The organism is Rugamonas brunnea (assembly GCF_014042345.1).
Lineage (GTDB): Bacteria > Pseudomonadota > Gammaproteobacteria > Burkholderiales > Burkholderiaceae_D > Rugamonas > Rugamonas brunnea.
Genome location: NZ_JACEZT010000001.1, coordinates 456,066 through 477,667, shown reverse-complemented (window position 1 = coordinate 477,667; position 21,602 = coordinate 456,066). Strand labels below are relative to the sequence as shown.

21 protein-coding genes and 2 tRNA genes are annotated in these 21,602 nt (G+C 63.5%); 21 read left to right on the top strand and 2 right to left on the bottom strand.

The window, feature by feature from the left end; translation table 11 throughout:
- The first annotated feature begins 44 nt into the window (after positions 1 to 44).
- The 13 genes from pstC to H3H37_RS02100 all read left to right on the top strand — a co-directional run bounded on the left by pstC (position 45) and on the right by H3H37_RS02100 (position 13,232).
- Positions 45 to 989, top strand: coding sequence for a phosphate ABC transporter permease subunit PstC (pstC, locus tag H3H37_RS02160; RefSeq protein ID WP_229218632.1), 945 nt, complete (start codon positions 45 to 47; stop codon positions 987 to 989).
- The gene (gene pstA / locus H3H37_RS02155; RefSeq protein WP_182159649.1) at positions 989 to 1,846 is read left to right on the top strand and encodes a phosphate ABC transporter permease PstA; all 858 of its coding nucleotides are present in this window, start codon (positions 989 to 991) and stop codon (positions 1,844 to 1,846) included. The genes pstC and pstA overlap by 1 nt, the downstream gene beginning before the upstream one ends.
- Positions 1,847 to 1,874: 28 nt before the next feature.
- On the top strand, positions 1,875 to 2,675 hold the full coding sequence (gene pstB, locus H3H37_RS02150; protein WP_182159647.1) for a phosphate ABC transporter ATP-binding protein PstB: 801 nt from the start codon (positions 1,875 to 1,877) through the stop codon (positions 2,673 to 2,675).
- Positions 2,676 to 2,714: 39 nt separating this feature from the next.
- Entirely contained in the window at positions 2,715 to 3,419 is a 705-nt protein-coding gene (gene phoU / locus H3H37_RS02145; RefSeq protein WP_182159644.1) for a phosphate signaling complex protein PhoU, read from the top strand.
- Positions 3,420 to 3,437: 18 nt separating this feature from the next.
- Positions 3,438 to 4,127, top strand: a complete 690-nt coding sequence (locus H3H37_RS02140; protein ID WP_182159641.1) for a response regulator — start codon at positions 3,438 to 3,440, stop codon at positions 4,125 to 4,127.
- A gap of 3 nt (positions 4,128 to 4,130) precedes the next feature.
- Entirely contained in the window at positions 4,131 to 5,444 is a 1,314-nt protein-coding gene (gene phoR, locus H3H37_RS02135; RefSeq protein ID WP_182159639.1) for a phosphate regulon sensor histidine kinase PhoR, read from the top strand.
- Between the two features lie 254 nt (positions 5,445 to 5,698).
- Positions 5,699 to 6,055, top strand: coding sequence for a carboxymuconolactone decarboxylase family protein (locus H3H37_RS02130; protein ID WP_182159636.1), 357 nt, complete (start codon positions 5,699 to 5,701; stop codon positions 6,053 to 6,055).
- Positions 6,056 to 6,156: 101 nt separating this feature from the next.
- Positions 6,157 to 7,062: a patatin-like phospholipase family protein gene (locus tag H3H37_RS02125; RefSeq protein ID WP_182159633.1), complete on the top strand. Its 906-nt coding sequence runs from the start codon at positions 6,157 to 6,159 to the stop codon at positions 7,060 to 7,062.
- 37 nt (positions 7,063 to 7,099) lie between these two features.
- Positions 7,100 to 7,504: a GlcG/HbpS family heme-binding protein gene (locus H3H37_RS02120; RefSeq protein WP_182159631.1), complete on the top strand. Its 405-nt coding sequence runs from the start codon at positions 7,100 to 7,102 to the stop codon at positions 7,502 to 7,504.
- Between the two features lie 318 nt (positions 7,505 to 7,822).
- Positions 7,823 to 8,986, top strand: coding sequence for a glutamine-hydrolyzing carbamoyl-phosphate synthase small subunit (gene carA, locus H3H37_RS02115; protein WP_182159628.1), 1,164 nt, complete (start codon positions 7,823 to 7,825; stop codon positions 8,984 to 8,986).
- The gene (carB, locus tag H3H37_RS02110) at positions 8,987 to 12,217 is read left to right on the top strand and encodes a carbamoyl-phosphate synthase large subunit (protein ID WP_182159624.1); all 3,231 of its coding nucleotides are present in this window, start codon (positions 8,987 to 8,989) and stop codon (positions 12,215 to 12,217) included. It abuts the gene before it with no gap.
- 98 nt (positions 12,218 to 12,315) lie between these two features.
- Positions 12,316 to 12,792, top strand: a complete 477-nt coding sequence (gene greA / locus H3H37_RS02105) for a transcription elongation factor GreA (protein ID WP_182159621.1) — start codon at positions 12,316 to 12,318, stop codon at positions 12,790 to 12,792.
- Complete coding sequence (locus H3H37_RS02100) at positions 12,789 to 13,232, top strand: DUF4149 domain-containing protein (protein ID WP_182160290.1); 444 nt, start codon at positions 12,789 to 12,791, stop codon at positions 13,230 to 13,232. Before greA ends, H3H37_RS02100 begins: the two co-directional genes overlap by 4 nt.
- A gap of 58 nt (positions 13,233 to 13,290) precedes the next feature.
- Here H3H37_RS02100 and H3H37_RS02095 read toward each other — a convergent pair whose 3' ends face one another.
- Positions 13,291 to 13,761: a YhbY family RNA-binding protein gene (locus H3H37_RS02095; RefSeq protein ID WP_182159618.1), complete on the bottom strand. Its 471-nt coding sequence runs from the start codon at positions 13,759 to 13,761 to the stop codon at positions 13,291 to 13,293.
- A 41-nt stretch (positions 13,762 to 13,802) separates the two neighbouring features.
- Between H3H37_RS02095 and H3H37_RS02090 the strand changes: the two genes are divergently transcribed.
- From H3H37_RS02090 to glmM, 4 genes are all read left to right on the top strand, one after another.
- Positions 13,803 to 14,498, top strand: a complete 696-nt coding sequence (locus tag H3H37_RS02090) for an RlmE family RNA methyltransferase (RefSeq protein WP_182159615.1) — start codon at positions 13,803 to 13,805, stop codon at positions 14,496 to 14,498.
- 203 nt (positions 14,499 to 14,701) lie between these two features.
- Complete coding sequence (ftsH, locus tag H3H37_RS02085) at positions 14,702 to 16,582, top strand: ATP-dependent zinc metalloprotease FtsH (protein WP_182159612.1); 1,881 nt, start codon at positions 14,702 to 14,704, stop codon at positions 16,580 to 16,582.
- An 88-nt stretch (positions 16,583 to 16,670) separates the two neighbouring features.
- Positions 16,671 to 17,510: a dihydropteroate synthase gene (gene folP / locus H3H37_RS02080; RefSeq protein WP_182159609.1), complete on the top strand. Its 840-nt coding sequence runs from the start codon at positions 16,671 to 16,673 to the stop codon at positions 17,508 to 17,510.
- Positions 17,511 to 17,537: 27 nt separating this feature from the next.
- Positions 17,538 to 18,887, top strand: a complete 1,350-nt coding sequence (gene glmM / locus H3H37_RS02075; protein ID WP_182159606.1) for a phosphoglucosamine mutase — start codon at positions 17,538 to 17,540, stop codon at positions 18,885 to 18,887.
- Between the two features lie 116 nt (positions 18,888 to 19,003).
- On the opposite strand, the gene H3H37_RS02070 is transcribed toward glmM, so the two are convergent.
- On the bottom strand, positions 19,004 to 19,435 hold the full coding sequence (locus H3H37_RS02070) for a hypothetical protein (RefSeq protein ID WP_182159603.1): 432 nt from the start codon (positions 19,433 to 19,435) through the stop codon (positions 19,004 to 19,006).
- 233 nt (positions 19,436 to 19,668) lie between these two features.
- On the opposite strand from H3H37_RS02070, the gene H3H37_RS02065 reads away from it, so the two are divergent.
- The 4 genes from H3H37_RS02065 (at position 19,669) to H3H37_RS02050 (ending at position 21,527) form a co-directional block, all read left to right on the top strand.
- A complete protein-coding gene (locus tag H3H37_RS02065; RefSeq protein ID WP_182159600.1) occupies positions 19,669 to 19,821 on the top strand; it encodes a hypothetical protein in 153 nt (50 codons plus the stop codon).
- 463 nt (positions 19,822 to 20,284) lie between these two features.
- A tRNA-Pro gene (locus H3H37_RS02060) sits at positions 20,285 to 20,361 on the top strand.
- Positions 20,362 to 20,438: 77 nt separating this feature from the next.
- A tRNA-Arg gene (locus H3H37_RS02055) sits at positions 20,439 to 20,515 on the top strand.
- 97 nt (positions 20,516 to 20,612) lie between these two features.
- Complete coding sequence (locus tag H3H37_RS02050; protein WP_182159598.1) at positions 20,613 to 21,527, top strand: LysR family transcriptional regulator; 915 nt, start codon at positions 20,613 to 20,615, stop codon at positions 21,525 to 21,527.
- Positions 21,528 to 21,602: the final 75 nt, after the last annotated feature.

Sequence of the window (21,602 nt, the reverse complement as noted above, 5' to 3'; positions counted from 1 at the left end):
CGCAGGCCGCCGCCGAGGCGGAGCAGGCCGCCAGCCTGGCCGCCATGCACGCGACCATGCGCAAGCAGCGCATCCAGGATTTCATTTTCCATAAGATAACGATGACGTTCGCGCTGTCCGTGCTGGCGGTGCTGGTCGGCATCATCATCTCGCTGATCATCGGCGCCTGGCCCGCGCTCAAGGAATTCGGCCCCGGCTTCATCACCACCGTCGAGTGGGACCCCGTCAACGACAAGTTCGGCGCCCTGATCGCCATCGTCGGCACCCTGGCCACCTCCGGCATCGCGCTGCTGATCGCGTTCCCGGTCAGCTTCGGCATCGCGCTGTTCCTGACCGAGATCTGCCCGGTCTGGCTGCGCCGCCCGCTGGGCACGGCCGTGGAGCTGCTGGCCGGCGTGCCCTCCATCATCTACGGCATGTGGGGCCTGTTCGTGTTCGCGCCGCTGTTCGCCGACACCGTGCAGCCGCTGCTGAAAAACACCATCGGCCACCTGCCGCTGATCGGGCAGTTCTTCAGCGGCCCGACCATGGGCATCGGCATCCTGACGGCCGGCCTGATCCTGGCCGTGATGATCATTCCCTTCATCTCGTCCGTGATGCGCGATGTGTTCGAGATCGTGCCGGCCGTGCTCAAGGAATCGGCCTATGGCCTCGGCTGCACCAAGTGGGAAGTGGTGCGCAAGATCGTGCTGCCTTACACCAAGACCGGCGTGGTGGGCGGCGTCATGCTGGGCCTGGGCCGCGCGCTGGGCGAGACCATGGCTGTCACCTTCGTGATCGGCAACGCCAACGAATTGTCGCTGTCGTTGTTCTCGGCCGGTAACAGCATCGCCTCCACGCTGGCCAACGAATTCGCGGAAGCGGAATCGACGCTGCATGTGTCGTCGCTGTACGCGCTGGCCCTGATCCTGTTTGCCATCACCTTTATCGTCCTGTCGGCCGCCAAGCTCATGCTGGCCGGAATGTCTCGCAAGGAAGGCGTGAAATAATGAATCAAGTAATCAATCCCGTCTACCGCAAGCGCCTGTTCGTGCACCGGGTCGGCATCGCGCTGTCGGTGGCCGCCATGTCGCTGGGCCTGGCGTTCCTGGTGTGGATCCTGGCCACGCTGCTGTTCAAGGGCTTCGGCGCGCTGAGCATGGCCATGTTCACGCAGACCACGCCGGCGCCCGGCAGCGAAGGGGGCGGCCTGCTCAACGCCATCGTCGGCAGCCTGATGCTGGTGGGCCTGTCCACCCTGATCAGCACCCCGATCGGCATCCTGGCCGGCATCTACCTGGCCGAGTACGGCGACGAGAACAAGGTGGCGCACCTGACCCGCTTCGTGACCGATATCATGCTGTCGGCCCCGTCCATCGTGATCGGCCTGTTCGTGTATGCCATGTACGTGGCCAACGTGAAGCACTTCTCCGGTTACGCCGGCACCATCGCGCTGGCCCTGATCGCCGTGCCGGTGGTGGTGCGCACCACCGACAATATGCTGCGCCTGGTGCCCAACAGCCTGCTCGAAGCGGCCTTCGCGCTCGGCGCGCCGCGCTGGAAGGTGGCGCTGCTGGTGCGCCTGCGCGCCGTCAAGGCCGGCGTGGTGACGGGCGTGCTGCTGGCGCTGGCCCGCATCTCGGGCGAAACGGCGCCGCTGCTGTTCACGGCCCTGAACAACCAGTTCTTCAGCGCCGACATGAACCGGCCGCTGGCCAACCTGCCGGTGGTGATCTACCAGTTCGCCATGAGCCCGTACGACAACTGGCGCAGCCTGGCCTGGGGCGGCGCGCTGCTGGTGACCTTCAGCGTGCTGGCACTGAATATCCTGTCGCGCACGGTGTTCCACCAGCGCACTCCGAATTGAACGACGCACAGAATCGACGAGAATACCCATGAATACGCAACTGACCCAGGAAGCCGCTGCCGCCATGACGCCCAAGCGCAAGACCATCGAGATTTCCGGCCTCAATTTCTTCTACGGCAAGACGCAGAGCCTGACCAACGTCAACCTCGACATCCACGAGAAGCAGGTGACGGCCTTCATCGGCCCATCCGGCTGCGGCAAGTCGACCCTGCTGCGCACGCTCAACCGCATGTACGACCTGTACCCCGGCCAGCGCGCCGAGGGTTCCATCATGTACCGCGGCAAGAACATCCTGGAACCTGGCCAGGACGTCAACATGCTGCGCGCCAAGGTGGGCATGGTGTTCCAGAAGCCGACCCCGTTCCCGATGTCGGTGTACGATAACATCGCCTTCGGCGTGCGCCTGTACGAGGACTTGTCCAAGGGCGAGATGGACGAGCGCGTGGAGTGGGCGCTGAAGAAGGCGGCCCTGTGGACCGAGGTGAAGGACAAGCTGAACAAGAGCGGCCTGTCGCTGTCGGGCGGCCAGCAGCAGCGCCTGTGCATCGCGCGCGGCGTGGCCGTGCGTCCGGACGTGCTGTTGCTCGACGAGCCGACCTCCGCGCTGGACCCGATCTCGACCTCCAAGGTGGAGGAGCTGATCTCGGAGCTCAAGCAGGATTACACCATCGCCATCGTCACCCACAACATGCAGCAGGCGGCGCGCTGCTCCGACTACACGGCCTATATGTACCTGGGCGAATTGGTCGAATTCGGCGAGACGGACCAGATCTTCATGAACCCGGCCCGCAAGGAAACCCAGGATTACATCACCGGCCGCTTCGGCTAACCCTACAATATCAACAACACGTTACGAAGAGAGACCAGCATGTTAGGCGAGCATTCATCCAAGCAGTACGACCAAGAACTCGAAGCGATCCGCTCCAAGGTGTTGCTGATGGGCGGCATCGTCGAGACCCAGTTCCTCGACGCCATGACCTGCTTCCGCATCGGCAACCCCGAGCGCGCCGACCGCGTGATCCGCGAGGACGACACCGTCAACCAGCTCGAAGTGTCGCTGGACGACGCCTGCAGCCACCTGATCGTGCGCCGCCAGCCGGCCGCCAACGACCTGCGCACCATCATGGCCACCATCAAGGTGATCACCGACCTCGAGCGCATCGGCGACGAGGCCACCAAGATCGCGCGCACGGCCAAGGCGCTGCACGCGCGCGGCGCCGTCACCGTCAACCATTACGAGATGGTGCGCGGCATCGCCAACAACACCAGCGACATGCTGCACGACGCGCTCGACGCCTTCGCCCGCAACGATGGCAAGCAAGCGCTGCAGCTGATCGCCCAGGACGCCGTGATCGACCACGAATTCCGCTCCATCATGCGCAACCTGATCACCTTCATGATGGAAGACCCGCGCACCATCTCGGCCGCGCTCGACACGCTGTGGGTGGCCAAGGCCATCGAGCGCATCGGCGACCACGCCAAGAACATCGCCGAATACGTGATCTACGTGGTCGAAGGGCGCGACATCCGCCACACCAAGACCGCGCCGCTGGCCGACGACAGCGCCGAGTAACCGTTCGCACGACCCACCATGGCAACCGATAAAACCACGATATTGATTGTTGAAGATGAGCCGGCCATCGTCGAGCTGGTGACGTTCTCGCTGCGCGAGGCGGGCTGGAACTGCTGCGCCGTGCCCACCGTGGGCGAAGCGTGGGACTTCATCCAGCACCGCACGCCGCAGCTGATCCTGCTGGACTGGATGCTGCCCGACCAGACCGGCCTGCGGCTGCTGGCGCGCATCCGCGCCGACCGCCAGTTCAATGAAATCCCCGTCATCATGCTGACGGCCAAGAGCATGGAAGAGGACAAGCTGGCCGGCCTCAACAGCGGCGCCGACGACTACATCACCAAGCCGTTCTCGCCGCGCGAACTGCTGGCGCGCGCCAAGGCCCTGCTGCGGCGCAAGAGCCCCGAGCACGCCCAGGCCACCATGCGAGCCGGCAACGTGATGCTGGACCCGGTCAGCTGCACCGTGATGCTGGACCAGCAGAAGATCGACATCGGCCACGCCGAATACAAGCTGCTCAAGTTCCTGCTGGCCCACCCCGAGCGCGTGTTCTCGCGCAGCCAGCTGCTCGACAAGGTGTGGGGCGACCACGTGGTGATCGAGGAGCGCACGGTGGACGTGCACGTGCTGCGCCTGCGCAAGGCGCTGAAGGAAGCCGAACACCTGATCCGCACGGTGCGCAGCGTCGGCTACATGCTGTCCGAAAAATAAATCATGAATCCAAAACTGCTGTTCTGGGTGCCCGCCGCGCTGCGCATGGGCCTGATCCTGGCGGGCGTGGGCGTGTTGTGGTTCATGTTTGGCGCCACCTCGGCCCTGGTCGTGGCCACGCTGGCCATGGCCGTGCTCGTATTCGTCCAGCTCGGTTATCTGTACCAGCTGAGCGACTGGCTGGACGACCCGCAAAGCGCCAAGCTGCCCGATGGCTGGGGCGCCTGGACCAACATCTTTTCCCGCCTGTACAAGCTGCGCCGCGACGACGAGAAGAACCAGGCCGAGCTGACCGAATGGCTGGCCCGCTTCCGCCAGGCCATGCACTTGCTGCCCGACGGCGTGGTGATCATGGACGACGTGCTGTTCCTCGAATGGTGCAACCCGGCCGCCGAGCAGCACCTGGGCCTGACCCACGAGCGCGACAAGGGCATGCGCGTGACCAACCTGGTGCGCAGCCCCGACTTCATGGACTACATCATCCTGGGCCGCTACGACCAGCCGCTGACGCTGAGCTTCCGCGAGCGCAAGCTGATCGTCCACATCATCCCGTTCGAGAACCGGCGCCAGATCCTCGTCACCCACGATGCCACGGAAACCGAGCGCATCGAGGAGATGCGGCGCGACTTCATCGCCAACGCCTCGCATGAACTGCGCACGCCGCTGACGGTGATCGTGGGCTTCCTGGAAATCGCCGCCTCGGAAGGGCTGGACCCCGCCACCCGCGCCGCCCACCTGAAGCTGATGACGGAGCAGGGCCACCGCATGCAGCATCTGATCGAGGACATGCTGACCTTGTCGCGGCTGGAATCGGTCGACTACCCGATGCGGCCCGAGCGGGTCGACATCGTCAAGCTGATGGGGCAGGTGCAGCGCGACGCGCGCGCGCTGTCGGCCGGCAAGCACGAGATCACGATGGACGTCTCGGGCCCGGACGTGATGGGCAGCACGGAGGAGCTGCACTCGGCCTTCGGCAACCTGGCCTCGAACGCCGTGCGCTACACGCCGGCCGGCGGCAAGATCCATTTGTCGTGGGCGGAAGGGCCGTCGGGCATCAAGTTCAAGGTCGAGGACACGGGCATCGGCATCAGCCCCGAGCACATTTCGCGGCTGACCGAGCGTTTCTACCGGGTCGACAAGAGCCGCTCGCGCGAGACCCAGGGCACGGGCCTGGGCCTGGCCATCGTCAAGCACGTGCTGCTGCGCCACGGCGGCACGCTGCAGATCAAGTCCGAAGCGGGCAAGGGCAGCAGCTTCATCGTCTGCCTGCCCAAGACGGCCATCGTGCCCAAGCAACCGGAACTCCAGCTGGGCTAAGTCCGCCTCCGGCAAACCGGGGTCAGGTCATACCATTAGGCAAGATGCATGCATCTTGCCTAATGGTATGACCTGACCCCGGTTTTTGCATTTCTTGATCCAGATCGTGGTGCGGCCGGCCTCCGCCCCCGTAGACTGAGTCCGTCGCGCTGTCAAAGTGCGTAACTGTTGACAACACTATATAAAATAATATATTGTGTAATCGTAGATTGATTCAACGACTAGATTTGTCTCTTAACTGCAAAGGAATTGCTATGAGCACCCCATTGACTGGTTTCCGTGAACTGACCCAGGCCGTTTCCACCCAGCTGGCCACGCTGCGCGCGGACATGCCGGAGGTGATGAAGGGCTTTAACGACATGGCCCGCGCCGCCACCAAGGATGGCGCGCTGGACAAGAAGGCCAAGGAACTGATCGCGCTGGCGCTGGGCGTGGCCGTGCGCTGCGACGCCTGCATCGGCTTCCACGTGCAGGCGCTGGTCAAGCTGGGCGTGACCAAGGCCGAGCTGGAGGAAACCCTGGCCATGGCCGTCTACATGGGCGGCGGCCCGTCGCTGATGTATTCGGCCAATGCGATGGCCGCGTTCGCGGAGTTCTCCGAGGCCCAGTAAGGAGCCGCCGGACGGGGAGGGTGGTTTAAGGTTGTTCTCAGGGGCAAGGCCGGCATTTAGTATACAATCTGCGGCGCCGACTTTTCCCTGACCACCACCCCATGCACCCTAGACGCCTTTTTACTTTCGCGCTCGCCGCGTTCGCCTTAGCCGGCTGCGGCACCACGCCCCACGTTGACACCGCGCCGGCCACGCCCCAGGCCGCGCAGCCGCCGCGCAAGATCAAGATCGGTCTGGCGCTGGGCGGCGGCGCGGCGCGCGGCTTCGCCCACATCGGCGTCATCAAGGCGCTCGAAGCGCAGGGCATTTATCCGGACATCGTGGTCGGCACCAGCGCCGGCAGCGTGGTCGGCGCCATGTACGCGGCCGGCAACTCGGGCTTCCAGTTGCAGAAGATGGCCTTCGACATGGACGAAGCCGCCATTTCCGACTGGGCCTTGCCGCTGTTCGGCAAGAGTTCAGGCGTGCTCAAGGGCGAAGCCCTGCAAGCCTACGTCAACAAGGCGGTCAACAACCAGCCGATGGAAAAACTCAAGATTCCGTTCGGCGCCGTGGCCTCCGACCTGAAGACGGGCCAGCCCATCCTGTTCCAGCGTGGTAATACCGGCATGGCCGTGCGCGCCTCGTCATCCGTGCCGGGCGTGTTCCAGCCGGTCGCCATCAACGGCCACACCTATGTCGACGGCGGCCTGGTGGCGCCCGTGCCCGTGCGGTTCGCGCGCGAGATGGGGGCCGATTTCGTCATCGCCGTCAATATTTCCACCCAGGCTGACGCGCAAGCCACCGTCAGCTCGCTCGAAGTGATCATGCAGACCTTCAGCATCATGGGCCAGCGCATCAACCAGTTCGAACTGAAGGATGCCGACATCGTGATCCAGCCCGCGCTGGGCAAGATGGGCAGCAGTGATTTCAACAGCCGTAACCAGGCGATTCTCGCCGGAGAGCAGGCAGCGGCGGCGTTGATGCCGCAAATCAAGCAAAAACTTGAAGCCAAGCGCCGGTTATAACAGCGTACAACCGCCGTTCATTTTTTAGGAAAGCAACATGCAAACCAAACCATTCCTGACCCTCGCAGACGTCAAGAAAATCGCCGCCGCCGCCGAAGCGGAAGCCGTGGCCAACAAGTGGGCCGTCGTGATCTCCATCGTGGACGATGGCGGCCACCCGCTGTGGCTGCAGCGCATGGACGGCGCCGCGCCATTGTCGGCCCACATCGCCCCGGCCAAGGCCAAGACGGCCGCGCTGGGCCGCCGCGAATCGCGGATTTATGAAGAAATGATCAACAACGGCCGCGTCTCGTTCCTGAGCGCGCCCGAAGTGGAAGGCTTGCTCGAAGGCGGCGTGCCCATCGTCGTCGATGGCCATTATGTGGGCGCCGTGGGCGTGTCGGGTGTCAAATCGGCGGAAGACGCGCAGATCGCCAAGGCTGGCATCGCCGCGCTGAACTAAGCTGCCTGCCAGGCCGCGGTGGCGGCCTGCTGCATCGGGACGGAGCGCCATTTTGATGGCGTCCCGTCCCGATTTTCATTGGAGTTGCCGGGTTGATAATGCGGCGCGGGCCAGCGTGCCGGGGCGGCGGCCGTTGTGGCCAGCATCTTGTCAAACGGCAGGCTTTTGGTTATAATTCAAAGGTTTAGCCAATCTCACATCTACCGTAGCGACTACCACCCATCCATCTTCGATCTGACCTCGACCCGGGCCTCGGCCGGGGATACTCGACGGTCGTCTGACGTGGCGCAGCTACGGTAACTTTATCAGGAGTTGCCCTTGCCGCCATTTTTTTCTGGCCCCGCTGTTCCAGCCATCCTCGCCCTCGCTGACGGAACCATCTTCAAAGGTTTTTCCATCGGCGCCGCCGGTCACACGACCGGCGAGGTGGTATTCAATACGTCCATGACCGGTTATCAGGAAATCCTGACCGATCCCAGCTACTGCCGCCAGATCGTCACCCTGACGTATCCGCACATCGGCAACACCGGCGTCAATCCTGAAGACGTCGAGTCGACCAAAGTCCACGCCGCAGGCCTGATCATCCGCGACCTGCCGCTGATGGCATCGAATTTCCGTTCCACCCAGTCGCTGTCGGACTACCTGAAGGCCGAGAACGTGGTGGCCATCGCCGGTATCGACACCCGCAAGCTGACCCGCATCCTGCGCGAGAAGGGCGCCCAGGCCGGCGCCATCCTGGTCGGCACGCAAGGCAACGAGCCATCCGTGGCGCAGGCGCTGGAACTGGCCCGTTCCTTCCCCGGCCTGGCCGGCATGGACCTGGCCAAGGTGGTCTCGACCACGGCCGCCTACGAGTTCACCGAAACGGAATGGGCGCTGGGCGCAGGCTACGGCCAGCAGACCGCCCCGAAATACCACGTGGTGGCGTTCGACTTCGGCGTCAAGCGCAACATCCTGCGCATGCTGGCCGCGCGCGGCTGCAAGGTGACGGTGCTGCCGGCCCAGTCCTCGGCCGCCGACGCGCTGGCCCTGAACCCGGACGGCGTGTTCCTGTCCAACGGCCCCGGCGACCCGGAGCCATGCGACTACGCGATCGCCGCCACCCGTGAACTGATCGAAAAAGGCATCCCCGTGTTCGGCATCTGCCTCGGCCACCAGATCATGGCCCTGGCCTCCGGCGCCAAGACGCTGAAGATGAAGTTCGGCCACCACGGCGCCAACCACCCGGTGCAGGACCTCGACACCAAGCAAGTGCTGATCACCTCGCAGAACCACGGCTTCGCGGTCGACGCCGACACGCTGCCGGCCAACTGCCGCGTGACCCACCGCTCGCTGTTCGATGGCTCGCTGCAGGGCTTCGCCCGCACCGACAAGCCGGCTTTCTGCTTCCAGGGCCACCCTGAAGCATCGCCCGGCCCGACTGACGTCGCTTACCTGTTTGACCGCTTCATCGGCATGATGGAAGCTACGGAGAAAAAATAAATGCCTAAACGTTCTGACATTAAAAGTATTCTGATTATCGGCGCTGGCCCCATCATCATCGGCCAGGCCTGCGAGTTCGATTATTCCGGCGCCCAGGCCTGCAAGGCCCTGCGCGAGGAAGGCTACAAAGTCATTCTGGTCAACAGCAACCCGGCCACCATCATGACCGACCCCGAGATGGCCGACGTGACCTACGTCGAGCCGATCACGTGGCAGGTGGTCGAGCGCATCATCGCCAAGGAGCGTCCGGACGCGATCCTGCCGACCATGGGCGGCCAGACCGCGCTGAACTGCGCGCTGGACCTGCACCGCAATGGTGTGCTGGAAAAATACAAGGTTGAGCTGATCGGCGCCACGCCGGAAGCCATCGACAAGGCCGAGGACCGTTCCAAGTTCAAGGAAGCGATGACCAAGATCGGCCTCGGTTCGGCCAAGTCGGGCGTGTCGCACACGATGGAAGAGTCGTGGGCCGTGCAGCGCGAGCTGGGCTTCCCGGTCATCATCCGTCCGTCGTTCACCATGGGCGGCACCGGCGGCGGCATCGCCTACAACGAGGAAGAATTCGAGACCATCTGCAAGCGCGGCCTGGAAGCGTCGCCGACCTCGGAACTGCTGATCGAGGAATCGCTGATCGGCTGGAAAGAGTACGAGATGGAAGTGGTGCGCGACAAGGCGGACAACTGCATCATCATCTGCTCGATCGAAAACCTGGACCCGATGGGCGTGCACACCGGCGACTCGATCACCGTGGCGCCGGCGCAGACGCTGACCGACAAGGAATACCAGATCATGCGCAACGCCTCGCTGGCCGTGCTGCGCGAGATCGGCGTGGACACGGGCGGCTCCAACGTGCAGTTCTCGATCAACCCGGCCGACGGCCGCATGATCGTGATCGAGATGAACCCGCGCGTGTCGCGTTCGTCGGCGCTGGCCTCCAAGGCCACCGGCTTCCCGATCGCCAAAGTGGCGGCCAAGCTGGCCGTCGGCTTCACGCTCGACGAGCTGCGCAACGAGATCACCGGCGGCGCGACCCCGGCCTCGTTCGAACCGTCGATCGATTACGTCGTCACCAAGATCCCGCGCTTCACGTTCGAGAAGTTCCCGACCGCCGACCACCACCTGACCACCCAGATGAAGTCCGTCGGTGAAGTGATGGCGATCGGCCGCACCTTCCAGGAATCGTTCCAGAAAGCCCTGCGCGGCCTGGAAGTGGGCGTCGATGGCCTGAACGAGAAGACCAAGGACCGCGAGAAGATCGAAGAGGAACTGGGCGAGCCAGGTCCGGAGCGCATCTGGTACGTGGGCGACGCCTTCGCCCAGGGCTTCACGCTGGAAGAAGTGCACACGCTGACCCGCATCGATCCGTGGTTCCTGGTGCAGATCAAGGAAATCGTGGACCTGGAACTGTGGCTCGACACCCAGAAGCTGGAAGCGCTGGACAAGCCCACGCTGTACAAGCTGAAACAGAAGGGCTTCTCGGACCGCCGCCTGGCCTTCCTGCTGCAGACCACCCCGGCCGCCGTGCGCGCCAAGCGCCACGAACTGGCCATCCGTCCGGTCTACAAGCGGGTCGACACCTGCGCCGCCGAATTCGCCACCAACACGGCCTACATGTACTCGACCTACGACGAGGAATGCGAGTCCAACCCGACCGACAAGAAGAAGATCATGGTGCTGGGCGGTGGCCCTAACCGTATCGGCCAGGGTATCGAATTCGACTACTGCTGTGTGCACGCCGCGCTGGCCATGCGCGAAGACGGCTACGAGACCATCATGGTCAACTGCAACCCGGAGACCGTGTCGACCGACTACGACACCTCCGACCGCCTGTACTTCGAATCGCTGACGCTGGAAGACGTGCTGGAAATCGTGGAACTGGAAAAGCCGGTGGGCGTGATCGTCCAGTACGGCGGCCAGACCCCGCTGAAACTGGCGCTGGACCTGGAAGCGAACGGCGTGCCCATCATCGGCACCTCGCCCGACATGATCGACGCGGCCGAAGACCGCGAGCGCTTCCAGCAGCTGCTGCACAAGCTGGAACTGCGCCAGCCGCCTAACCGCACCGCGCGCACCGAGGAAGACGCACTGCGCCTGGCGCAGGAAATCGGCTACCCGCTGGTGGTGCGTCCTTCGTACGTGCTGGGCGGCCGCGCGATGGAAATCGTGCACGAGCAGCGCGACCTGGAACGCTACATGCGCGAAGCCGTCAAGGTCTCGCACGATTCGCCGGTGCTGCTGGACCGCTTCCTGAACGACGCCATCGAGTGCGACGTGGACTGCATCTCCGACGGTGAAACCACCTTCATCGGCGGCGTGATGGAGCACATCGAACAGGCTGGCGTGCACTCGGGCGACTCGGCCTGCTCGCTGCCACCATACTCGCTGGCGCAGGAAACCATCGATGAACTGAAGCGCCAGACCTCGCTGATGGCCAAGGGCCTGAACGTGGTCGGCCTGATGAACGTGCAGTTCGCGATCCAGAAGCAGGAGATCGACGGCCAGCTGCAGGACGTGGTCTACGTGCTGGAAGTGAACCCGCGCGCCTCGCGCACCGTGCCTTACGTGTCCAAGGCCACCGGCCTGCAACTGGCCAAGATCGCGGCGCGCTGCATGGTGGGCCAGTCGCTGGCCTCGCAGGGCATCACCAAGGAAGTGGTGCCGCCTTACTTCAGCGTCAAGGAAGCCGTGTTCCCGTTCGTGAAGTTCCCGGGCGTGGACACCATCCTGGGCCCAGAGATGAAATCGACCGGCGAAGTGATGGGCGTGGGCATGACCTTCGGCGAAGCGTTCGTGAAGTCGCAGCTCGGCGCGGGCGTCAAGCTGCCCAAGTCGGGCCGCGTGTTCCTGAGCGTGAAGGCGTCGGACAAGCCGCGCGCCGTGAAAGTGGCACGCGACCTGGTCGAGATGGGCTTCACGCTGGTGGCCACCAAGGGCACGGCCGCCGTGATCGCGGCTGCCGGCATCCCGGTCACCCCGGTCAACAAGAAGACGGAAGGCCGTCCGCACGTGGTCGACATGATCAAGAACCACGAGATCGTGTTGGTCATCAACACGGTGGAGGAGAAGCGTACCGCCATCGCCGACTCGCGTGCCATCCGCACCTCGTCGCTGGCCTCGCGCGTGACGACCTACACCACCATCGCCGGCGCGGAAGCGGCCGTCGAGGGCATCCGTCACCTGGATGAGTTGCGCGTGTACGATTTACAAGGTCTGCATAAAACCTTACACTAAGCTTCTTTGCATCACCCTTGAACCACAGAGCCCGCGTCGCAGGAAGGCGCGGCCTCTGTGGTTTTCCGTTGTAATAACACGTAAATAGCAGATAAAACATGACTTCAGTCCCACTCACCAAGTTCGGCGCGCAACTTTTGAAAGACGAGCTGCACCAGTTGAAGACCAAGGAGCGCCGCATCGTGATCGACGCCATCGCCGAAGCACGTTCGCATGGCGACCTGTCGGAAAACGCTGAATACGATGCCGCCAAGGAGCGCCAGGCGTTCGTGGAAGGCCGCATCGCGGAACTGGAAGGCAAGCTGAGCTCCGCCCAGATCATCGATCCGACCCAGCTCGACGCCGAAGGCCGCGTCGTGTTCGCCTCGACCGTGGACCTGGAAGACCTGGAATCGGGCGCCAAGGTGACCTACCAGATCGTGGGCATCGATGAAGCGGACCTGAAGCTGAGCAAGGTGTCCGTCACCTCGCCCATCGCCCGCGCGCTGATCGGCAAGTCGGCCGGCGACGTGGTGGAAGTGCAGGCGCCGTCCGGCCCGCGCGAATACGAAATCCTGGAAGTGCGCTACGTCTGATGCTGGCCCGCGCGCGCCTGCTGGTGGCCACCGCCTGGGCGGGCAGCCTGTGGACGGTCGGTTATCTGGCCGCGCCCACTTTATTCGGCACGCTGAGCGACCGGGTGCTGGCCGGCACCATCGCGGCCAGCCTGTTCCATGTGCAGGCGCTGGTGTCGATCGCGTGTGCGCTGCTGCTGTTGCTGCTGTTGTGGCTCGATAAGACGGGCGTGCCCGGCGCGCGCCGCACGACGGTGGTGCTGGCGCTGGTGATGCTGGCGTGTACGCTGGTGTCGCACTTCGGCCTGCAGCCGGAAATGGCGGCCTTGCGGGCGGCGGCGGGGCCGGGCGGGGTGATGGAATCGGCCGCCAAGGGCCGCTTCGGCATGCTGCACGGCATATCGAGCAGCATCTATCTGTTCCAGAGCCTGCTGGCGGCCTGGCTGGTCGTCAAACAATAAAAAAGGGACGCGACACACGACTAATGTGTCACGTCCCCCCCTGGTGCGCGGCGCGGGTTTATTTGCCCAGCGCGCTCTTCTTAGCCGAGGCCTGGCGCGGTTTGGCGCGCTTGATGGAGCCGCCTTCGGTCACGCGTTCATTCCCTTTGATCATGACCTTGGTCACGGACGGCCGCTTGGTGCCGCTGGGGCTGGGTTTGACGATGGTCACTTCGCGCAAGCCCTTGCCGGCCTTGCTGCTGCGTTCCTTTGCCACCTCTTTTTTCGGGCGGTACAGCACCAGCAGCTTGCCGATGTGTTGCACGGGGGCGGCGCCCAGTTGTTCGCAGATCGTGTCGTACATGGCGACGCGCGCTTCGCGGTCGTCACCGAACACGCGGACCTTGATCAGGCCGTGGGAGTCGAGTCCCAGCTCGATTTCCTTCATGACGGCCGGGGTCAATCCCGCCTCGCCGATCATGACGACAGGCTTCAAGCCATGGGCTTCGGCGCGCAGGGCGCTGCGCTCAACGGGTGTAAGTTTAATCATAATAATTTTTAGTGGTTCCTCAAAAGCAGTATTCTACGCGAATGGCAAAGAAAAAATTAAACAAGAACTGGTTGCACGACCACATTAACGATCCCTACGTGAAATTGGCGCAGAAGGAGGGCTATCGGGCCCGCGCGGCGTTCAAGCTCAAGGAGATCGATGAAGACGAAAAACTGATCAAGCCGGGCCAGGTCATCGTCGACCTCGGCTGCACCCCCGGCAGCTGGGCCCAGTACACGCGGCGCAAGCTGGCCGGCAAGGAGGGCGGCGGCGTGAACGGCACCCTGATCGGGCTCGACATGCTGCCCATGGAGCCGATCGCCGATTTCCACTTCATCCAGGGCGACTTCCGCACCGGGCCCGTGCTGCGCGCGCTGGAGGGTGTGCTGGCCGGCCGCAAGGCCGACCTGGTGCTGTCGGACATGGCGCCTAACTTGTCGGGCATCGCCACGGCCGACGCAGCCCGCATGGAACACCTGATCGACCTGGCCATCGAATTCTCGCAATTGCACCTGAAACCGACTGGTGCCCTGCTGGTGAAATGTTTCAAGGACATGGGTTTCAGCCAGATCGTGGAGAAATTCCGGGCTGAATTCAAGGTCGTGATCCAGAAAAAACCCAAGGCCAGCCGCGACAAATCATCGGAAATATTTCTACTGGGCAAGGGTTTGAAAAACCCGGCCTCGGGCAGTATGGCCATCGATGATGAAATGGATGATTTTCCCCTTGATATTTAAGGGCAGGGCCGCACTTAACCGTCGATAGAAACGGTTTTTGCCCGCAGCCGGGGTGGGAAATCGTCAAAATCCGGAACTTTCCTGTGCCGGCGGTGTGTTATAGGCCGCGCGCACCGGACGGTTTCTGGCACCGCCTGCTTATTGCGAGTAAAATCGGGTTTCTGCTATTGGTAAAAGATGCGCCCCGCATCCAAGGAGTTTTCGTGAATAACATGTTTTCCAAATCGGCCATTTGGGTAGTCGTTGCGCTGCTCTTATTCATGCTGTTTAAGCAATTCGACAACCATGGCATGACCGGCGGCGCCAAGGCCATCGCGTATTCCGACTTGTTGGATGAAGTGAAAGCGAAACGCATCAAGGAAGTGCTGATCGAGGGCGGCACCATCACCGCCACCCGCGTGGACGACAGCAAGGTGCGCACCAGCGCCACCTTCCTGGACCGGGGCCTGATCGGCGACCTGCGCGACAACGGCGTGCGCTTCGACGTGAAGCCGCCCGAGGAGCCTGGTTTCCTGCAACAGATGTTCGTGTCCTGGTTCCCCATGGTCCTGCTGATCGGGGTGTGGATTTTCTTCATGCGGCAGATGCAGGGCGGAGGCAAGGGCGGGGCGTTCTCCTTCGGCAAGTCCAAAGCGCGCATGATGGATGAGACCAACAATACCGTCACCTTCGCCGACGTGGCCGGCTGCGACGAGGCCAAGGAGGAAGTCAACGAGATCGTCGACTTCCTGAAAGACCCCACCAAGTTCCAGAAACTGGGCGGCCGCATCCCCCGTGGCGTGCTGATGGTGGGCCCGCCGGGCACCGGTAAGACGCTGCTGGCGCGCGCCATCGCCGGCGAAGCCAAGGTGCCGTTCTTCTCGATCTCCGGTTCCGACTTCGTGGAAATGTTCGTCGGCGTGGGCGCGTCGCGCGTGCGCGACATGTTCGAGAACGCCAAGAAGCATTCGCCGTGCATCATCTTCATCGACGAGATCGACGCCGTCGGCCGCCACCGTGGCGCCGGCATGGGCGGCGGCAACGACGAGCGTGAGCAGACGCTGAACCAGCTGCTGGTGGAAATGGACGGCTTTGAAGCGAGCTCCGGCGTGATCGTGGTGGCCGCCACCAACCGCGCCGACGTGCTCGACAAGGCGCTGCTGCGTCCGGGCCGTTTCGACCGCCAGGTGTCCGTGGGCTTGCCCGACATCCGCGGCCGCGAGCAGATCCTCAACGTGCACATGCGCAAAGTGCCGATCGGCACCGACGTCAAGGCCGACATCCTGGCCCGCGGCACGCCCGGCTTCTCGGGCGCCGACCTGGCCAACCTGGTCAACGAGGCGGCCCTGTTCGCCGCGCGCCGCAGCAAGCGCCTGGTCGACATGATCGACTTCGAGGACGCCAAGGACAAGATCTTCATGGGCCCGGAACGCAAGTCCATGATCATCCGCGAGGAAGAACGCCGCAACACGGCCTACCACGAGTCCGGCCACGCCGTCGTGGCCAAGCTGCTGCCCAAGGCCGATCCCGTGCACAAGGTCACCATCATGCCGCGCGGCTGGGCCCTGGGCCTGACCTGGCAGTTGCCTGAACATGACAACCTGTCCGGCTACAAGGACAAGATGCTGGAGGAAATCTCCATCCTGTTCGGCGGCCGCATTGCCGAGGAAATCTTCGTCGGCCAGATGTCGACCGGCGCCTCGAACGACTTCGCGCGCGCCACCAAGCTGGCCCGTTCCATGGTCACCCGCTTCGGCATGTCCGACAGCATGGGCGTGATGGTGTACGAGGACAGCCAGAACGATGGCTTTTTCGGCGGCGCCTCCAAGACCATTTCCGAGGCCACCCAGCAGAAGGTGGACGCGGAAATCCGCAGCATCCTCGACACCCAGTATTCGCTGGCCCGCAAGCTGCTGGAGGAACACCGCGAGCAGGTGGAGATGATGACCAAGGCCCTGATGGAATGGGAAACCATCGACGCCGACCAGATCAACGACATCATGGCCGGCCAGGAGCCGCGTCCGCCGAAGGCCGGCGTGACGATCCGCAAGCATCCCAGCGATGGCGGCCCCGGCGTGACGCCCAGCGTGACCGCGCCGGCCTGATCCGTTCAGTCCGATCATCAGCAAAGGGTGAGGAGCGATCCTCGCCCTTTTTCGTTATGCGCTGCGGCGCTCACCAACAACAGTTTCAATGCGACAACAACTTCAGTTCGGCCGTTACAATTTCCCCCTCGCGGGCGAGGGCTACCGCCCGCGCGTGATGGGCATCCTCAACGTCACCCCCGATTCCTTCTCCGATGGCGGCCACTACCAGTCGCTCGAATTCGCTGTCTCGCACGCCGAGCAGATGATAGGGCAGGGCGTGGACATTATCGACGTGGGCGGCGAATCGAGCCGTCCCGGCGCGCCGGCGCTGCCGCTGGAGCGGGAATTGCAGCGCGTGATGCCGGTGCTGTATGCGCTGCGCGATTGCGGCAAGGCCATCTCGGTCGACACCTACAAGCCGCAAGTGATGCGCGAAGCCATCATCGCCGGCGTGGACATGATCAACGACATCAACGGCTTCCGTGCGCCGGGCGCCATCGAAGCCGTGCGCGACAGTGACTGTGCGCTGTGTATCATGCACATGCAGAGCACACCCGACACCATGCAGCAGCAACCGGCCTACGGCGACGTGGTGGCCGAGGTGACGGCCTTCCTGCGCGAGCGGGTGGCCGCGCTGACGGCGGCCGGCATCGACCCGCGCCGGCTGTGCATCGATCCGGGTTTTGGTTTTGGCAAGACGGTCGCGCATAATTACGCCTTGCTCAAGGCCACTGGCCAGTTGATCGCAGAGCTCGGCTTGCCCTTGCTGGCCGGCCTGTCGCGCAAGTCCATGATAGGCGCCGTGACGGGCAAGCCGGTCGAGCAGCGCCTGGCCGGCAGCTTGGCGGGCGCGCTCGCTGCGGTAGCGCAGGGTGCGCTGATCGTGCGCGTGCATGATGTGGCTGAGACCGTCGATGCCCTCAAGGTGTGGCAGGCGGCACAATAAACGAACTCTATTGGAAAGAAAATCACTATGGCACGCAAATATTTTGGTACGGATGGTGTACGGGGCCTCGTCGGCGAGGCGCCCATCACGCCCGACTTCGTCATGCGGCTCGGCTATGCAGCCGGCAAGGTGCTGGCCAAGGCCCGCGCGGGCGGCAGCAAGCCGACCGTGCTGATCGGCAAGGACACGCGCATCTCCGGCTACATGCTGGAAGCGGCGCTGGAGGCCGGCTTCTCGGCCGCCGGCGTGGACGTGATGCTGGCCGGCCCCATGCCCACGCCCGCCATCGCCTACCTGACGCGCGCGCTGCGCCTGCAGGCCGGCGTCGTCATCTCCGCCTCGCACAACCCGTTCCAGGACAACGGCATCAAGTTCTTCTCCGACCAGGGCACCAAGCTGCCCGACGCGGTGGAGCTCGACATCGAAGCGGCGCTGGACTTGCCGATGGATTGTGTGCCGTCGGAAAAGCTGGGCCGCGCCAAGCGCCTGGACGACGCCCAGGGCCGCTACATCGAGTTCTGCAAGAGCACCTTCCCCAACGAGCTGGATCTGCGCGGCCTGAAGATCGTGGTCGATTGCGCGCACGGCGCCGCCTACAACATCGCGCCCCACGTGTTCCATGAACTGGGCGCCGAAGTGATCGCCATCGGCAACAAGCCGGACGGCTTCAACATCAACGCCGGCCACGGCGCCACGGCGCCGGACGCCATGTCGGCCGCCGTGCGCGCCCACGGCGCCGACCTCGGCATCGCGCTCGACGGCGACGCCGACCGCCTCATCATGTGCAACGCCACGGGCCGCCTGTACAACGGCGACGAGCTGCTGTACGTGATGGTGATGGACCGCCTGGCCACCGGCCCCGTGCCGGGCGCCGTGGGTACGCTGATGACGAACATGGCGCTGGAAGTGGCGTTCAAGGAAAAGAACATCGGCTTCGCGCGCGCCAAGGTGGGCGACCGCTACGTGCTGGAAGTGATGCAGGAGAAGGGCTGGATCCTGGGCGGCGAAGGCTCGGGCCACCTGCTGTGCCTGGACAAGCATACGACCGGCGACGGCATCATTTCGTCGCTGCAAGTGCTGTCGGCGCTGGTGCGCAGCGGCAAGTCGCTGGAGCAGTGCGCGCAGGAACTGGTGCTGTTCCCGCAGACGCTGGTCAACGTGCGCGTGGCGCCCGGCTTCGACTGGACCCGCAACGCGGCCATGGTGCACGAGAAGGAGCTGGTCGAGCGCGAGCTGGGTGACAGCGGGCGCGTGCTGATCCGCGCCTCGGGCACGGAGCCGCTGATCCGCGTGATGGTGGAAGCGCGCAACGCGGCCGATGCGGCCGCCATGGCGCAGCGCATCGCCGACAAGGTCGACAGCCAGCTGGCCGCTTGAGCAAGGTGAGGGCGGCCCGGCCGGCAGGCCGGGCCTGCCCGACGCGCCTGGAGGGGAGCAGGTGCGCGGGCGACGCGGGCTGGCCGGCACCGGTCAACCCGCCTGGTCCTGCGTGATCAGCGCACGGCCAGTGACACGGTCCGGGCCGGGATCACCGTGCCATCGGAGATGCTGCTTTCCGGCACCACCATCAACAGCTCGCCCGTGACATTATCGTTGGGTTCCAGGTTGATCGTCATCTGCAACTGCTGGTCCAGCGCCGTGAAGGAATGGGCGCCGGTGGCCACGATCTGGTGCTTGCCCAGTTCATCCACCTCGGCAAACATCTTGCTGCCCCGGGCGGTCAGGGTCAGTTCCTGGCCGTTGGCGAGCGTGTAGGTGGCTTTGTACGGATAGAATTCATCCTGGTTCATATAGCGCACATGGGTGGGGGCGTCGATGCGCAGTGCGTGGCCGGGCACGGTGACGGTTTCGCCCGGGTTGGCGGTCTGGCTGTAGGCGGCCAGGGATGCCACACTCAGTAGTGAGGCGAGTATGAGCTTGTTCATGATTTTCACCATCCTTTCTTATTAAACAGCATCGCTGTCCTTCCGGTGATTCAACCCGATAATATGCTTGGTCTTGCTTTGTGATATAAACTTCATCATGCAGATTTTGCGTGACGAATGCCATGGCCGTATCATTTTTATGCCTGCGGATTAATATCCTGATCATGCCGATTATTTATATTCGTTGATTCGACGTGAATATAAATTAGCCGGTGCGCCGACCTGGTGGGAATATGACGGCCAACCGCATTCCCGCCAGCTCCGTCCGCTTCCCCAAGGCAGGGGCGAACCAGCGCAGCGTAACTGCTGAAGCAAAAGCAACGATGTCGCTTAAACCATCCGAGATGGAGGAGATCCCTGCCGGCGCCATGAGAATGGCCGGCTGAACAAGGCGCGCATGGCGTGCGCCTGGTTGACGACGGGCGGTCATTGGATATTACTGAGAGAAGCGATACGGCTGTTCTCTGGCAGTAGTGCCCATTCGTCCCCTGCTGCGACTCCGGTGGGTGCCCGGAGATATAGATTCGTACCGTCTCGTGGACGGGCTGGCAGCGCAAGAATTTCTTATTGCTAGTTATTCTGCTATTAAACGGAAAAAATGTAACTAAATATATTTCTATCGCCAGGAATAAGGCACTGAATAAAATAAATGGGATAGCGGGCACAGCGCCGCCAATTTATTGAACAGAATATGCGCGGCCACCGTTGGCCGTGCCCGATATGAGAAGCGGGAGCGGCCGCCGCTCCGGTGCTGACGAATCAACAAGTTTTTTCCCCGCTGGCGCCAGCATCGGGACAAATCGGCGTACACATTGACGAAAAAGGCGGTGGCGGTTATGATGTCGTCATCGGAGTGTGGCGCAGCCCGGTAGCGCACCTGGTTTGGGACCAGGGGGTCCAAGGTTCGAATCCTTGTACTCCGACCAAGAACGTATAAGACGGGTTGTCAATGACAGCCCGTTTTTCATTTCCGCATGCCGTCGCATGCGCACCCCGCATCGCGCTGCCCATAGCTCAGTTGGATAGAGCATCAGCCTTCTAAGCTGAGGGTCGCAGGTTCGATTCCTGCTGGGCAGGCCATCCCCACCCGCAGCGCAGCCACTGGCAGCCCCATCGGTCCGCACCCGCTCGTCGTTACCCGGGACAAACAAGTATTTCTTGTATTACTATAGTGCCCATGGACATCAACCTGGCACGAACCTTCCTGCAAGTGGCCGCCAACGGCAGTTTCATCCTGACGGCGCAGCGCATGCATCTCACCCAAACGGCCGTCAGCGCCCGCATCCGCACACTCGAAGAGCATCTGGGGCAGCGCCTGTTCGTGCGCAACAAGGCCGGCGCCAGGTTGACGGCGGCCGGCGAGCAATTCATGAGCCATGCCCATGCGCTGGTGCAGGTGTGGGAACGGGCCCGGCGCCAGATCGCCTTGCCGGCCGGCAGGGAAGTGGGCGTGAGCGTGGGCACGGAACTGAGCTTGTGGCATCCCTTCCTGGCCGACTGGCTGGTGTGGATGAACCGCAGCCATCCCGAGGTGTCGATCCGTTCCGAGGTGGCCATGGCCGGCCGCCTGCTGGACCGGGTCCAGGATGGCTCGCTCGACATCGCCGTGCTGTACAACCCGCGTCCCCGCGCCGGCCTGGTGTCGGAACTGCTGCTCGAAGAAAAGCTGATCATGGTCACCACGGAACCGGATGGCAAGGTCGATCCCGAACGCTACATCTACGTGGACTGGGGGCCGCAGTTTTCCATCAACCACGAGGCTGCCCACCCGGAGCTGGGCATGCCGCCCATGTCGATCTCGCTGGGCCCCTTGGCCATGACCTATCTGCTCAGCGTTGGTGGCGCCGGCTATTTCCGGGCCAGCATGGCGCAGCAGTTCATCGCGGATGGCCGTTTGCGCCGCGTCAAGGACACGCCCGAGTTTTCCCACTCGGCCTACGTGGTGTACGCGAGCCAGCGCGACAGCGCCACCCTGGACCGGGTGCGCGATGCCATGCGGGCCGTGGTGGCCTGCACCGACCGCTCCAGCCTGCACCCTACGGTCGGTCCGCGCCCGGCCATGCCGTCCGGCGACACGCTGGACGACGCCTGATCCCACATCGCCCGCGCAAGGCGGGCGCACCCCCGGCAATTTCAAACACATTTTTTTGATACGAAATGCCAGAAT

Bases quoted from the DNA above. Each gene is read 5' to 3' on its own strand.
- pstC (WP_229218632.1), top strand. From the start codon at position 45: ATGCACGCGACCATGCGCAAGCAGCGCATCCAGGATTTCATTTTCCAT.
- pstA (WP_182159649.1), top strand. From the start codon at position 989: ATGAATCAAGTAATCAATCCCGTCTACCGCAAGCGCCTGTTCGTGCAC.
- pstB (WP_182159647.1), top strand. From the start codon at position 1,875: ATGAATACGCAACTGACCCAGGAAGCCGCTGCCGCCATGACGCCCAAG.
- phoU (WP_182159644.1), top strand. From the start codon at position 2,715: ATGTTAGGCGAGCATTCATCCAAGCAGTACGACCAAGAACTCGAAGCG.
- H3H37_RS02140 (WP_182159641.1), top strand. From the start codon at position 3,438: ATGGCAACCGATAAAACCACGATATTGATTGTTGAAGATGAGCCGGCC.
- phoR (WP_182159639.1), top strand. From the start codon at position 4,131: ATGAATCCAAAACTGCTGTTCTGGGTGCCCGCCGCGCTGCGCATGGGC.
- H3H37_RS02130 (WP_182159636.1), top strand. From the start codon at position 5,699: ATGAGCACCCCATTGACTGGTTTCCGTGAACTGACCCAGGCCGTTTCC.
- H3H37_RS02125 (WP_182159633.1), top strand. From the start codon at position 6,157: ATGCACCCTAGACGCCTTTTTACTTTCGCGCTCGCCGCGTTCGCCTTA.
- H3H37_RS02120 (WP_182159631.1), top strand. From the start codon at position 7,100: ATGCAAACCAAACCATTCCTGACCCTCGCAGACGTCAAGAAAATCGCC.
- carB (WP_182159624.1), top strand. From the start codon at position 8,987: ATGCCTAAACGTTCTGACATTAAAAGTATTCTGATTATCGGCGCTGGC.
- greA (WP_182159621.1), top strand. From the start codon at position 12,316: ATGACTTCAGTCCCACTCACCAAGTTCGGCGCGCAACTTTTGAAAGAC.
- H3H37_RS02095 (WP_182159618.1), bottom strand. From the start codon at position 13,761: ATGATTAAACTTACACCCGTTGAGCGCAGCGCCCTGCGCGCCGAAGCC.
- H3H37_RS02090 (WP_182159615.1), top strand. From the start codon at position 13,803: ATGGCAAAGAAAAAATTAAACAAGAACTGGTTGCACGACCACATTAAC.
- folP (WP_182159609.1), top strand. From the start codon at position 16,671: ATGCGACAACAACTTCAGTTCGGCCGTTACAATTTCCCCCTCGCGGGC.
- glmM (WP_182159606.1), top strand. From the start codon at position 17,538: ATGGCACGCAAATATTTTGGTACGGATGGTGTACGGGGCCTCGTCGGC.
- H3H37_RS02070 (WP_182159603.1), bottom strand. From the start codon at position 19,435: ATGAACAAGCTCATACTCGCCTCACTACTGAGTGTGGCATCCCTGGCC.
- H3H37_RS02065 (WP_182159600.1), top strand. From the start codon at position 19,669: ATGACGGCCAACCGCATTCCCGCCAGCTCCGTCCGCTTCCCCAAGGCA.
- H3H37_RS02050 (WP_182159598.1), top strand. From the start codon at position 20,613: ATGGACATCAACCTGGCACGAACCTTCCTGCAAGTGGCCGCCAACGGC.